General features: G+C 66.9%; 11 protein-coding genes and 1 pseudogene. 5 read left to right on the top strand and 7 right to left on the bottom strand.

Annotation, left to right across the window (positions count from 1 at the left end; all coding sequences use genetic code 11):
- Positions 1 to 30: 30 nt before the first annotated feature.
- Together HF886_RS20275 and HF886_RS20270 are read right to left on the bottom strand one after the other, a co-directional pair.
- A pseudogene (locus HF886_RS20275) lies at positions 31 to 692 on the bottom strand (serine protease).
- A gap of 42 nt (positions 693 to 734) precedes the next feature.
- On the bottom strand, positions 735 to 1,568 hold the full coding sequence (locus tag HF886_RS20270) for a DUF6319 family protein (protein WP_169653307.1): 834 nt from the start codon (positions 1,566 to 1,568) through the stop codon (positions 735 to 737).
- Positions 1,569 to 1,705: 137 nt separating this feature from the next.
- Here HF886_RS20270 and HF886_RS20265 point away from each other — a divergent pair, with 137 nt between their 5' ends.
- The 4 genes from HF886_RS20265 to HF886_RS20250 all read left to right on the top strand — a co-directional run bounded on the left by HF886_RS20265 (position 1,706) and on the right by HF886_RS20250 (position 6,322).
- Positions 1,706 to 2,794 carry an adenylate/guanylate cyclase domain-containing protein gene (locus HF886_RS20265; protein ID WP_296549209.1) on the top strand — a complete coding sequence of 363 codons (1,089 nt, stop codon included), beginning with the start codon at positions 1,706 to 1,708 and terminating at the stop codon, positions 2,792 to 2,794.
- 160 nt (positions 2,795 to 2,954) lie between these two features.
- Entirely contained in the window at positions 2,955 to 4,433 is a 1,479-nt protein-coding gene (locus HF886_RS20260) for an MFS transporter (protein WP_169653320.1), read from the top strand.
- A 117-nt stretch (positions 4,434 to 4,550) separates the two neighbouring features.
- The gene (locus HF886_RS20255) at positions 4,551 to 5,483 is read left to right on the top strand and encodes a diiron oxygenase (RefSeq protein WP_169653306.1); all 933 of its coding nucleotides are present in this window, start codon (positions 4,551 to 4,553) and stop codon (positions 5,481 to 5,483) included.
- Positions 5,484 to 5,542: 59 nt separating this feature from the next.
- The gene (locus HF886_RS20250) at positions 5,543 to 6,322 is read left to right on the top strand and encodes an SDR family oxidoreductase (protein ID WP_169622878.1); all 780 of its coding nucleotides are present in this window, start codon (positions 5,543 to 5,545) and stop codon (positions 6,320 to 6,322) included.
- A gap of 55 nt (positions 6,323 to 6,377) precedes the next feature.
- Here the strand turns inward: HF886_RS20250 and HF886_RS20245 are convergent, their stop codons facing one another.
- Positions 6,378 to 7,247 (bottom strand): IclR family transcriptional regulator, encoded by an 870-nt coding sequence (locus HF886_RS20245; RefSeq protein ID WP_240952787.1) that lies wholly within the window; start codon positions 7,245 to 7,247, stop codon positions 6,378 to 6,380.
- Positions 7,248 to 7,645: 398 nt separating this feature from the next.
- Here HF886_RS20245 and HF886_RS20240 point away from each other — a divergent pair, with 398 nt between their 5' ends.
- Entirely contained in the window at positions 7,646 to 8,959 is a 1,314-nt protein-coding gene (locus tag HF886_RS20240) for a bifunctional o-acetylhomoserine/o-acetylserine sulfhydrylase (protein ID WP_169622877.1), read from the top strand.
- Positions 8,960 to 9,050: 91 nt separating this feature from the next.
- Here HF886_RS20240 and HF886_RS20235 read toward each other — a convergent pair whose 3' ends face one another.
- Genes HF886_RS20235 through HF886_RS20220 form a run of 4 tightly spaced genes read right to left on the bottom strand, consistent with a single transcriptional unit; the run spans position 9,051 to position 13,123 of the window.
- The gene (locus tag HF886_RS20235; RefSeq protein WP_206039016.1) at positions 9,051 to 9,419 is read right to left on the bottom strand and encodes a hypothetical protein; all 369 of its coding nucleotides are present in this window, start codon (positions 9,417 to 9,419) and stop codon (positions 9,051 to 9,053) included.
- Positions 9,416 to 10,120, bottom strand: a complete 705-nt coding sequence (locus tag HF886_RS20230; protein WP_169622875.1) for an ABC transporter ATP-binding protein — start codon at positions 10,118 to 10,120, stop codon at positions 9,416 to 9,418. The genes HF886_RS20235 and HF886_RS20230 overlap by 4 nt, the downstream gene beginning before the upstream one ends.
- Complete coding sequence (locus HF886_RS20225; RefSeq protein ID WP_169653304.1) at positions 10,117 to 10,860, bottom strand: ABC transporter ATP-binding protein; 744 nt, start codon at positions 10,858 to 10,860, stop codon at positions 10,117 to 10,119. Before HF886_RS20225 ends, HF886_RS20230 begins: the two co-directional genes overlap by 4 nt.
- Positions 10,853 to 13,123 (bottom strand): ABC transporter permease, encoded by a 2,271-nt coding sequence (locus tag HF886_RS20220; protein WP_169653303.1) that lies wholly within the window; start codon positions 13,121 to 13,123, stop codon positions 10,853 to 10,855. The genes HF886_RS20225 and HF886_RS20220 overlap by 8 nt, the downstream gene beginning before the upstream one ends.
- Between the last annotated feature and the right edge of the window lie 36 nt (positions 13,124 to 13,159).

Raw genomic sequence — 13,159 nt, 5'->3', positions numbered from 1 at the left:
CGACCGGTCTTGCGGGAGTGGGCGTTCCGGCTAGATCGGCCGGAACCCCGCTCCCGCGCCGCCACGAGCGTCGATGTCGCCGAAGATCACGTCGATGTTCGTTCCGACCTGCGGGCCGGCACACGGCGCGAACAGGTAGGCGTTGACCATAGCGACGAGCGTCGTACCGACGACCAGTGGCGCACCCGAATCGCCTTCGATCACGCACACCTGGGTCCAGGTTTCCTGCGAACCGAAGACGTCGCCCCACACGACACCGCACGTGTTGCCCGTCGTACGGCCTTCTTTGCACGCGATATCGGGGAAACCGGCGGGAGCCCCTACTCCGGTGATGGACGTGTTTCCTACCCGGTTGACGGGCACGACCTTGCCGCGATCGAACTCGATGACCGCGTAGTCGAGCACGGTGTTCGCGGAGACGATCCGCCCGACGGGACCGGCCGCGGTGTCGTACTCGGCCTTCACGGTCATGCCGGGGAGACGCAATGCGCCGCGGTCAGGCCGACGAGACGACCCGAGGCGTCGTTTCCGATGGTGGTGAGGGTGCAGTCGTAGATGTCCTGGCCACCATCGCCGAGGGTGATCCCCGAACCACCGCCGAGGGTGACAGGGGGTGCTGCGGTGGCTATCCCCATCCCACCGCCCGCCAACGCCATCACTGCGGCGGCCAGTAGAGCGAACCTTTTGAGCATCGTGTCCCTCTCGCGCGGCGGGCGACCTTCGTCGTGAGGGTACTAGAGGTCGATGCCTGTTTTCGGGGTTGCGCCGAGACTTTCGAGAGCTTTTCGGGCTTCCTCGAGTTCGCGGCTGAGCTGCGCAACACGTTCCTCGGCTGCGCTGCGGGCCGCGTCGATCACGGACTGGACCGCCTCGACGGCACCGGGATCACCGAGTTCTTTGACGGCCCGTTCGACGGCGTCGGGCGCCACGGCTGCCGGCTTGCCGACCTTCCGTGTGCCGTGCGCGATTCCGACGGTCCATTCGCTCTCGGGGTCGATGGTGATGGTGATGCTGATCGTGGGCGCCTTCTTACCCTTGCGCGCCGGGGCTTTCGGCTTGGCGGGCGACGCGGGTGCGGCGGAACCGGGGGTCGTGTCGTTCACGGGTTTCGTCTCCTCGACGCTCTTGGTCTGGGCACCACGCACCGGAGGAGCAGGCCTCGACGCGGGCTTGGCGGCAGCGGGACCGGCGGCAACAGGCTGGGGGGCAGCAGGCTTGGTGGCAGCAGGCCTCCCGGCAGAAGGGGTCACAGCCGGGGACGTCGACGCCGCCGCCTTCGCGGGAGCGGACTTCGTGGCCGCTGTCTTCTTCGCAGGCGCCCCGGCGGGTTGCCGGGTCAGGCGCAGTTCGTCGGACTCGAAGGGCAACTCGTCGTCGACCCCTTTCGGCCGCACCATGACGGTGGTGCCGGAAACGGACACCACCCGCGCCGACGCGCCGGGTTCGATGCCGAGGCTCGGAATGCCGTCGATGAGATATACAGTCGCGCGACGACCCTCCGCGAGTGCATTACTCAGCTCGCCGAGTTGCTCCTCCGTCAGATGGTCCGCGCGTGTGCGGGGCGGCATGCCATGTCCTTTCTCGGCTCGCTGGATTGTCCGGCGCTTTTTCGACGCCCACTGTCGCACATGTGTACGACACGACACCGAGCGCCGGTGGCGGAATCTACAGCCTCGCCAACCGAAGTACAGGTAAGGATGGTCTCGTGACCCCGCCCGATGAACGGTCGCAGGCCACCCCCGAGGTGCTTGCGACGATCCGCGCCGAGCTCGAACGCACCCTGCTCGGCGTTCGCCGCTACACCTTGCGCGAGGTCGCGGACCTCGCCGGGCTGGAGCCGACCCGTGTCCGCCAGTTGTGGCAGGCCCTGGGATTCACGGTCGACCCCGACCCGGGCGCGGTCATGTTCACCGACGGGGATCTCGGCGCCCTGCGCAATCTCGCGGCGATCCTCGGCAGCGGCGCCATCGACCCCTCCGCCGAGATATCCGCGGCGCGTTCGCTGGGACAGTCGATGTCGCGGCTGAGCGAATGGCAGTTCGCCCTCTTGAGCAGCCACGTCGTCTCCCAGCTCTCCACCGCGTACGGCACGGCATCGGCACCCCCGGAAGACGAGGAGATCCGCGAGTTCGTCGACGACATCCTCCGCCGCGTGGCGAACCGTGCCGAGAGCCTCCAGGGTTACATGTGGCGTCGGCACCTGGTCGCCACGACCAACCGCACCGCCGTCCGCGTCCAAGGGGACGCGCAGACCCGTCCGCTCGTCGTCGGATTCGCCGACATGGTGGGGTACACCCAGTTGACCCGGCGTATCGACGCCGACGAACTCAACGTGTTGCTCGATCACTTCGAGGCCGCGGTGTCCGGCGTGATCACCCGCCACGCCGGCTGGGTGATCAAGACCGTCGGCGACGAGGTGATGTTCGCCGCCGAGGATGCGGTCGACGCCGCGCGGATCGCGCTCGAACTGCAGCAAGCGTTCGCCGCGTTCGAAGACACACCCGCCCTGCGGATCGGTCTGGCCTCGGGCCCGGCACTGGCCCGTTTCGGCGACCTGTTCGGATCGGTGGTCAACATCGCCGCACGGTTGACCGGTGCCGCTCGCCCCGGTTCGATCCTGATCGACCAGCAGCTCGCCGCGGAACTCGAGGACCACCCCGAATTCCGGCTTCATGTCGTGCGGAACCTGCGGGTCAAGGACTTCCGTCACTCGCGCGCGTACGTGCTGCGCCGAGGGCGGGACACGGATGCGCGCACGGAGAACCCCACGGCCCCTCCCGACTCCGCGGCCTGACACTGCCGCGCTATGACACGGCCGGGGGCGCCGCGTCGTGACCGGTCCCGCACCGCCGGTTCGGCTACGATGCCGACAGTCTTTTTCCTACTCCGGCACCACGTTCGTCCGGAAGGCGCCCGTGTCCGAATCAGCTTCGCTCGCCGTGCAGAAGACCCGCATGACGGGGTCTCAGTTATGGCTGCTCACCGTCGCGTGCGCAGCGGTCGCCGCCGTCATCGCGGCGATGGCGTCGCTCAACACGGCACTACCGGATATCGCGGTCGAGACCGGGGCGACCCAGGCCCAGCTCACGTGGATCGTCGACGGATACACGCTCGCCCTTGCGGCACTGCTGCTCCCGGCGGGCGCGCTCGGAGACAGGTTCGGCCGGCGCGGAGTCATGCTGGCGGGCCTGGTCGTCTTCGGGATCGGGTCGGCGCTTCCCCTGCTCCTGTCCGATCCGAACTGGGTGATCGCGGCGCGCGCCGTGGCCGGGGTCGGTGCGGCGCTCGTCATGCCTGCGACGCTGTCCCTCATCACCGCGGCGTTCACCGAGGAGCATCGTTCCCGGGGCATCGGGATCTGGGCGGGGGTCGCCGGATCCGGCGCGGTCATCGGCATGCTCGGGTCGGGCGTCATTCTCGAATACGGGTCGTGGAAGCTCATCTTCGCCGCGTTCGCCGTGATCTCGGCCGTGCTCGTCGTCGCGGGCGCCACGATCATGTCCTCCCGCGCGGCGGAACCGGCGCGGTTCGACATCGTCGGAGCCGTGCTCGTCGTGGCGGCGGTCGGGCTGTTCGTCCTCGGCGTGATGGAGGGCCCGCAGCGCGGATGGATCGACGCACTCACCGTCGGCGCGCTGGTCACGGGAGTGGCCGCCGGAGTGGCGTTCGTGCTCGTCGAGCGGCGCTCACCAGCACCCCTGCTCGACGTACGGCTGTTCTCCCAGCGCGCGTTCGCGGTCGGAGCAGGCGGCCTCACACTGCAGTATCTCGCCGGATTCGGCGTCTTCTATCTCATCGTGCAATACCTGCAACTCGTGCTCGGGTATTCGCCGCTGATGTCGGCCGTGGCCCTCACCCCGATCTTCCTGGTGGTGATGGTGCTCTCGGTCGGGGTGCCGATGTTGTTGCGGTGGTTCGGACTCCGTGTCCTCATGAGCGTCGGGCTCGCCCTGATCGGGGTGTCGATGATCGTCATGAGTCTGCTGGACGCGGACTCGTCGTACGCCGACGTCGCCATCGCGATGTCGATCGCCGGTATCGGAATCGGCGTCTGCACCGCGCCCGCGACCCACGCGATCGTCACCACCACGCCGGAGGACCAACTGGGTGTCGCGTCGGCCGTCAACGACGCGACCCGCGAAGTGGGCGCTGCTATCGGCGTCGCCCTCGCGGGCAGTGTGCTCGCGGCCGCGTACGGGCACCGGATCGATCCGATCGCACCGTCGATTCCCGAACCGGCACGAGGCGCAGTGCAGGATTCGCTGGCCGCGGCAGTCGAGGTCGCCGAACAGGCGGGTCCCCAGGGCGACGTGCTCGCGGAGTTCGCGCGGGACGCGTTCCTGGCAGGCATGCAGCAGGGCTTGTGGGCGATGGCCGCGATTCTGCTGGTCGGCGCGATCGCATCGGCACTCTGGGCACCCGCGCGCTCGTAACTGTCGCGGAACTCCTCCCTGCGTCCGACACGGAGTCGGACGCAGACGTTGTGCTGTGCGCGCGATCACGCTAACCTCACTTACCAGTTACCCGTCGTCACACTAAAAGGTGGAGACATGACCGCATCGCTCACCCGCGAATCCAGCAAGGGTTTCGTACCCGGCATCCGGCTTTCCGATCGTGAGGAAACTGCCGGTCGCCTGCTCGCTTCGTCCGCCCGCAAGTCGTACGACCCCGTCGTCGAAGTGGACTGGGAGGCCCCCGTCCCCGACGACAAGTTCGGCATGACCCCCGAGTGGAGCACGCTCTACGGCACCGCCCTGTGGGACGAACTCACCGACGAACAGCGCATCGAACTCACCAAGAACGAAGCCGCGAGTGTGTCCAGCACCGGCCTGTGGTTCGAAATCCTGCTCATGCAGATGCTTCTGCGCGACGTCTACGATCGCGACAAGCACAGCCGGCACGTCCAGTTCGCGCTCACCGAGATCGCCGACGAGTGCCGCCACTCCGTGATGTTCGCCCGGGCCGGCGAACGGCTGAACATGCCCAGCTACGGGCCGCCCCGCTACATCCACCACCTCGGCCGCCTGTGGGGCCACTTCTTCAAGGGCGCCAACGCGTACGCCGCGGTCATGGCCGCAGAAGAAATCCTCGACATGATGCAACGCGACTTCATGCGCGACGAACGCGTCCAGCCCGTCACACGTGCGGTCTCGAAGATCCACGTCCTCGAGGAGGCGCGCCACATCCGGTTCGCCCGTGAAGAAGTGGGACGCCGACTGAACGGTGCGAGCCGCCTGCGGCTCGCAATCGAACGGATCAACACCGCGGTCGTCGTGTTTTTCGTCGTCAAGAGCATGATCCACCCGGACGTCTACGCCAACGCGGGCCTCGACACCGAGCGCGCCTTCGAAGAAGCCCGGAACAACACGCACCACCACGACCGGGTGCGCAAGTCCGGCGCCAAGCTCATGACCTTCCTCGACAACGTGGGCCTGATCGGCGGACCGTCGAAGATCCTCTACAAGAAGGTGCACCTGCTGTAGGCACCTGCTGAGCGGGAACGTCGGGGCACCGGCGCACATTTCGTCATAGTCTCCGCGGCATGTTCTTCGACAATCCTGCCGATTTCACCGGTCGCGCGGTCCTCGTCACCGGCGGCACCAAGGGCATCGGGTACGTCATCGCCGAGACCTTCCTGGCCGCCGGCGCGGACGTACTCGTATGCGGTCGCACCGCGCCCGACACGCTGCCCACAGTGGATTCCCGTTCCGCCGCGTTCACCGCTGCCGACATCCGCGATGCCGGGCAGGCGAAGTCTCTCGTCGAGACGGCCGTCGAAAAATTCGGCCGTCTCGACGTTCTCGTGAACAACGCCGGTGGGTCGCCCGATTCTGACGCCGCGACCGTCTCGACACGCTTCTTCGACAAGATCGTCGCACTCAACCTGCTCGCCCCGTTCTACGTCGCCCAGGCGGCGAATGCCGTCATGTGCCGGCAGGACGACGGCGGGTCGATCATCAACATCGGGAGCGTGTCGGCACACGACCCGCAGCCCGGCACCGCCGCGTACACGGCCGCGAAGGCAGGACTGCTCGCGCTGACGAAGGCGCTCGCCCTCGAGTGGGCTCCGGCAGTGCGGGTCAACCACATCACCACCGGCCTGATCCGGACCGAAGCCGCAGCGGAGGTGTACGGGGCAGACGGCGGTGCCGCCGTGACGAAGACACTGCCGATGCAGCGCATGGCCGTGCCCTCCGACATCGCGGGTGCATGCCTGTTTCTCGCCGGCCCGCTGGCGTCGTACGTGAACGGAGCAGACCTCGCCGTGCACGGCGGCGGAGAACTGCCCGCGCGGTACATGGCGCTGCACCCGGAACGCTGACGTCGCCCGCCCGCCTTCCGCGGCGAAGTCGCCCTTCCGCCCGGAGTTCTCTGCCCTACCGGCTTCCGGCAGCTTTGGCGACGACCCGGTCGAGCGAGCCTGACGCCGGCAGTGCCGTGCCGGGCGTCTCTTCCCGGTCGTGATCCGGAAAGAGGGTGCGGGTGATCTTGCGGGCCGCGTCGGCGACGATCGGCGCCACCCATTCGAGGCGGGTCGAACGTGCGTCTGCGGCCAGGGACAGCGCCGCGACAGGGCCGTCGACGCCGCGCAGCGCTACGCCCACACATCCGATGCCGGACGCGGCTTCCTCGCGTTCGAAAGCGACACCCCGGCGCTTGCGGATGCGGTTCAGTTCCTGGTGGAGCGTCGCGTTGTCGCCGATGGTGCGATCGGTGCACGGCGGCAGACGCTTGCCGTAGAGAGCGTCGACGCGCTCGGGCTCGAGCCAGGCGAGGATCGCTTTGCCGGATGCGGTGGCATATGCGGGAAAACGTCCGCCGACACGCGACGGGACACTCGACGCGAATTGCCCCCCGACCTTGTCGAGGTAGAGGACCTCGTTGCCGTCGAGGACGGTCAGATGCACGACCGCGCCCGTCTGCAGCGCGAGTTCATGGAGATGCGGCGCTGCCGCCTCTCGGATACGCCGATGCCCTGTGTCGCTACCGCCGAGTCCGAGCGCGCGTGCTCCCAGGCAGTATCCGAACGACGCATGGTCGATCCACCCGCGCCCGACCAGCTGGTCGAGGATGCGGTGCACCGTCGAGCGGGGAAGCCCCGAACGGCAGGTGACCTCTTCGAGCGTGAGCGCTCCCCTGCTGTCGAAACTCTCGAGGATGAGCGTCATCCGATCGATCATCGAAGGTGGTAGTTCGCGCTTCGCGGGAGTGGGTGCATGCCCGAGCGAGAAGTCGACGGCGGTCAAATTTACCTCCAAAAGCACTGGCCACGACCCTGCGCGCCCCACGAAACTAGAATCTGTTCCAGCACGTTAGCAGGATCACACACGGCTCCGAAAGGGCAACACACAGGCTGTAGGTAGCGTTCACCGGCCAGACCCCCTGACCTGCCCCCGGTTTCCTATGGGCCTGGTCGGAATCGTCGCCAGCCGTTATTGTCGAAGCCGTGAGCAAGACGTACGAGCGGTCGGCACAGCGACCGCACCGTCATGCCTGTCGCCTGTGTATGTGCGGGTGCCCGGCCGGCTGACCGCCCGCACCCACCCCGGCCCCCGCGGACCGCATTCGACGGCGTCGCGCGCGGAGCCGCAAGGTCAGCGTCACGACGACCCGTTCACCTCACCGAATCCGGAGCAGTAGACCCATGAGTGACAACACCCCCGAAGCAGTCGATCCCAGCGCGTCGTGGAGCTTCGAGACCAAACAGATCCACGTCGGTCAGCCTGCCGGGGGCGACACCAAGGCCCGTGCGCTGCCGATCTACCAGACCACCAGCTACACCTTCGACAACACCGATCACGCGGCAGCGCTCTTCGGTCTCGCCGAGCCGGGCAACATCTACACGCGCATCATGAACCCGACCCAGGACGCGGTCGAGCAGCGCATCGCCTCGCTGGAAGGTGGCGTCGCCGCGCTGCTCCTGTCCTCCGGGCAGGCTGCCGAGACGTTCGCGATTCTCAACCTCGCCGGCTCCGGTGACCACATCGTCTCGAGCCCGTACCTGTACGGCGGCACCTACAACCTCTTCCACTACACGTTGCCCAAGCTCGGGATCGAGGTCTCGTTCGTCGAGGATCCTGACGATCTCGACCAGTGGCGCGACGCCGTGCGTCCCACCACGCGGGCGTTCTACGGCGAAACCATCGCCAACCCGAAGAACCACATCCTCGATATCTCCGGCATCTCGGGCGTCGCCCACGACAACGGCCTGCCTCTGATCGTGGACAACACGGTCGCGACCCCGTACCTGCTGCGTCCCCTCGAGCACGGCGCCGACATCGTCGTGCACTCGGCGACCAAGTACCTCGGCGGTCACGGCACGGCAATCGCCGGCGTCATCGTCGACGGCGGCACCTTCGACTGGACGCAGGGCCGGCACCCCGGTTTCACCACGCCCGACCCCAGCTACCACGGTGTGGTCTTCGCCGATCTCGGCGCTCCCGCGTACGCCCTCAAGGCACGCGTGCAGTTGCTGCGCGACCTCGGCTCGGCGGTCTCGCCCTTCAACGCGTTCCTCATCTCGCAGGGCATCGAAACCCTGAGCCTGCGGATGGAACGCCACGTCGCCAACGCGCAGAAGGTCGCCGAGTTCCTCGAAGCCCGGCCCGAGGTCACCTCGGTGGCATATGCGGGCCTGGAGTCCTCGCCCTGGCACGATCGGGCCGAGCAGCTCACGCCGAAGGGGCCCGGCGCCATCGTGGTGTTCGAACTCGCGGGCGGTATCGACGCCGGTAAGAAGTTCGTCAACGCGCTGACCTTGCACAGCCACGTCGCCAACATCGGCGACGTCCGTTCGCTGGTGATCCATCCGGCATCCACCACCCACTCGCAGCTCACCGCTGAAGAGCAGCTGGCAGCGGGCGTCACCCCCGGCCTGGTCCGCCTGGCCGTCGGCATCGAGAACATCGACGACATCCTCGCCGACATCACCACCGGCCTCGAGGCAGCGGGTTCCTGACACCCTCCGCTCGAACCCACGGCAGGCCCGGCCTCGACGAACCGAGGCCGGGCCTGCCGTTTCGGGCGCCGGGTGTGCCCGGCTCACCGCGTCAGATCTTGTCGCGCGACATGGCCTCGACGATTCGCTCGGTCTGCGCGTTGCCCTCCAGGAGCTGACGCACGAGCCACAACCTCAGAACCTTTGCAACCACCGACGCCACGTAGACGGCCGCGCCGACCAGCGTGAGCGCGATGAATCCCATGCTCAGCAGCTGATACGAGGCGATGTCTCGCAGGTCCGACAGCGTCAGCGACGCGATGTAGACGACGAATGCGGCTGCCACCCCGATGATCATCAGCACAATGCCGGCAATCCGGCCCTTCCCGCCGGATCCGTTGCTCGTGGTGCCCAGCCCCAGGGCAGCCACATCCTGCTTGAATTGCTCACGTCGTTCGTCGACCGCAGTGGTCATCGTCATCCTCCTAGGTAGCTGGTAGACAGTTCTTCTTCGATCTCCGCCGGATCGCCCGCGCGCACCACGCGTCCCTGCAGCATCAGCGCGGCGCTGGTGGCGATGGGCAGGACGGCCCGAGCGAACTGTTCCGCAACGAGAATCGAGACCCCTTCCGCCGCAAGCTCCCCCACGATGTCGTAGATCTGCGAGACGATCCGGGGTGCTAGGCCCATGGACAGTTCGTCGAGCAGCAACACCGTGGGATTCGTCCCGAGCGCCCGCGACAACGCAAGCATCTGCTGTTCTCCGCCCGACATCGATCCCGCCAGCTGAGTCCGGCGTTCACCGAGAATGGGGAACCGTGCGTAGGCCACGTCCTCGAGTTCGGCGAGCGTGACACCCGTGCCGGTGGCGATCCACAGGTTCTCTCGCACCGTCAGGTTGGGGAAGACCCCTCGCCCCTCCGGAATCGAGCAGACCCCCAGGCGGGCCAACTCGGCTGCCGATGCCCCGTTCACGACATGTCCGCCGAGCCGGAACTCACCGGACGACACCGGGTGGATGCCGGAGCACACCTTCAGCGTCGTCGTCTTGCCGCCACCGTTGGGTCCGAGCAGCGCGACGACCGCTCCCGGTGCGAGGGCGAGGTCCACACCGTGCAGGACCTCGATGGAACCGTATCCCGCACGTACACCGATCAGTTCGAGCAAGGGTTCGGGACTCATATCGCCTCCTTCTCGGTTCCGATGTAGGCGTTGATCACGGTGGGATCGTTCTTGATCTCGTCGGGGATCCCGCTCGCGAGCACCGCACCGTAGTCGAGCACATGGATCGTGGAGCAGATCTTCATCACCAGCGGAATGTCGTGTTCTACCAAGCAGATCGCGAGCCCGTCGTCGGCCAGACCGGTGAGCAACGCGGCGAACTCCTCGGTTTCCTGCTCCGTCTGACCGGACGCCGGTTCGTCGAGCAGCAGAATCTGCGGATCGGTCATCAGTGCCCGCGCCACCTCGACCACACGCGCCCGCCCGGTGGGGATGTCGGACACGTCCCGGTCGGCGATGTCGCCGAGGCCCGTCAGCTCGAGTAGCCGATCGGTTTCCGCTTCGACGTCGACGCGATTGCGCGAGTTCGCATTGTGGATGTCGCCGGCCACCCGGAGGTTGTCCCGCACCGACAGCGACACGAACAACTCGAGACGCTGGAAGGTGCGTGCCAGTCCCATCCGGGCCCGCTTGAACGGCGGCAACGTCGTCACGTCCCGGCCGTCGACGAACACCTTGCCCGCAGAGGGTTTCTGCAATCCGGTGATCGTGTTGAACAGGGTGGTCTTGCCGGCACCGTTGGGTCCGATCAGACCGGTGACGGTCCCACGTCCCACTTGAATGCTCACGTCCTTGACCGCGACGTGGCCGCCGAAACGCACAGTGATACCGCGGGTTTCGAGAATCGGCGTGTCAGCCATTGGTGACCAGCTCCTTGTCCGCCCGGACAGGCGGGGTCGACAGGTAATCCGAGATCCCGAGTTCACGATCGATCTCGTCACGTGCCTCGGCGCTGTACGGCTCGTCGAGCCCGATACGTTCCGGGATCAGCGGGCGGCGTCGCGCGGCTTCTTCTTCGCCGAGCACCGCTTCGGGCATCAACCACTGCCCCATCACCGGGAGCATGAACACCGTCGCAATCGTGATCGACGCGAACCACCAGTTGTCGAGCACTCCCACAAGGGCGAGCAGGTACGACACCAGCACCACCGCGGCGCCACCCACCAGAACAGGCTTCGCGTTCGCGAGGTGACGGTAGCCCTCGACGACCTGGTGGACGCTGCCACTGGGGTTGGCCGCCACGCCGATGCCGATCAGTGCCGGGCTCACCGCCGCGACGTGCCCGAGGAACGTCCACATGCCTGCAAGGTCGGGCTGTGCGGACGCGAGGTTCGAGAACGAGGTCATGATGACCGCGAAACCGACGCCGGACATCAGACCGCCGAACAATGCGCCCGACACGTAACCGATACCGGCCACCACGGTGAGCATCAGCAACGACAGACTCACCATGATCGAGAAGCTCTCGTTGGACACCGATCCCATCGCGCTCGCCATGAACAGGCCGCCGAGGCCGGCGATACCGGCCGAGAGTGTGAACACACCGAGCTTGAGCCGCACGAGACTCTGGCCGAGCATCGCCGACGCGGCGGGACTGTCCTTCATCGCGGCGAGCCGACGACCGTAACCGCTGTTGCGCAGAGCGATGACGCCGACGCCGAGCACCGCGAAGATCACCGTGACCGTCATCAGGAAGGTGGTGTCGTCGCGCAGGTCGAGCGGCCCCACCTTCAGCGGCGGAATAGCGATGTTCCCGTCCGTGAAGATGGAGAACTTGATACCGAACAGCTCGTGCACGGTGGTGTCGCGCAGCACCATGTTGGACAGGAACACCCCGAACGCCATGGTGGCCAATGCCAGATAGAGTCCCCGGAGCCGCAGGGCCGGCAGGGCGATGAGGCCGCCGACCACCGCCGTCGCCGCGACACCGAGGGCGATGCCCCACAGGTTCAGATGGGCGGCGAGCCCGCTGCCGGAAATCCCGAAGTGGAAGGCGACGATGGTGGCGATCGCGCCGAAGGACACCGGTGCCAGGTTCATCTCGCCTGCGTAGCCCGTCAGCAGGGTCAGCGACAGCGCGATGATCGCGAAGGTCATGCCGATCGTGAGCGTGGTGATCGCCGACGTGACCATCAGAAGCCGGATCGCGTAGACGATCACCACCAGAGCCACCGCCCACGCGACAGCCTTGCGGACCGACGGCACGTGGTAGCGCTCCCTGGTTCGGGTGACCGCTCCGCGCAGACGGTCCTGCGGCAGCACGATGAGCACGACGAACAGCGCGATCATGGGCAGGGACACCCGCAGGTTCGACGTCCACGTCCACGCCGTCGGGAAGTACGCGAGCACGTAGGTCGCGGCCAGGCCGAGGAACAGAGCACCGGCGAAGGTCCGCGGAATACTCCGCAACCGGCCGAACATCGCGGCGGCGAACGCATCGATCACCAGCAGCGTCAGCATGTTCGCCTCGAGGGTGCCGCCGTTGATCGGGGTCACCAGGATGCCGGCGAGCACGGCGAGCGTCGAGCCCAGCATCCACGACAGTGCGGCGAGCCGGTCCGGGTCGTGTCCGTTGAGCCGCAACAGATCCGGATCGTCGACCACGCCGCGCATGGCCACACCGGAGCGGGTGCGGGTGAACATGACCCGCAACCCGATCGCGATGAGGACAGCGACCGCGATGCAGATCAGTTCGTGGTATCGGATTCCCACCCCGAAGATGTCGATCTTGGCTTGGTCGCCGAAGAACATCGTCATCGTCCGGGCTTGCTCGGGATGCCAGAACCAATGTGACACCGACAGCATGCCGAGCAGAATCGAGACCGTGACGACGATCTTGGTGACCTCTGCCGTGTTGCGCATGCCGCGCATGATGAGGACGTAGAGCGCCAGCCCCATCAATGGTCCGAGGACTCCGAGCACGAGAAGCAGCGCCACCGGGGTGGGCAGTCCCCAGCCGTAGCGGAATTGCCAGTATGCGAACGCCCCGAGCATGGCCTGCGCACCGTGTGCGAAGTTGAAGATGCCCGACGTGTTGTAGGTGAGAACGAGGCCCGACGCGGCGATGGCGTACACCGATCCGAGCACCAACCCCACGATCGTGAAGGTCAGGAAGGTATCCATGCAAGTACCTCTGCTCGAGGGTACCGGCGGTCGCGA

It is taken from the genome of Rhodococcus sp. 105337 (assembly GCF_012844225.1).
Classification (GTDB): domain Bacteria; phylum Actinomycetota; class Actinomycetes; order Mycobacteriales; family Mycobacteriaceae; genus Rhodococcus.
The sequence above is the reverse complement of the archived record's forward strand: the minus strand, read 5'-3'. Positions and strand labels throughout refer to the sequence as shown.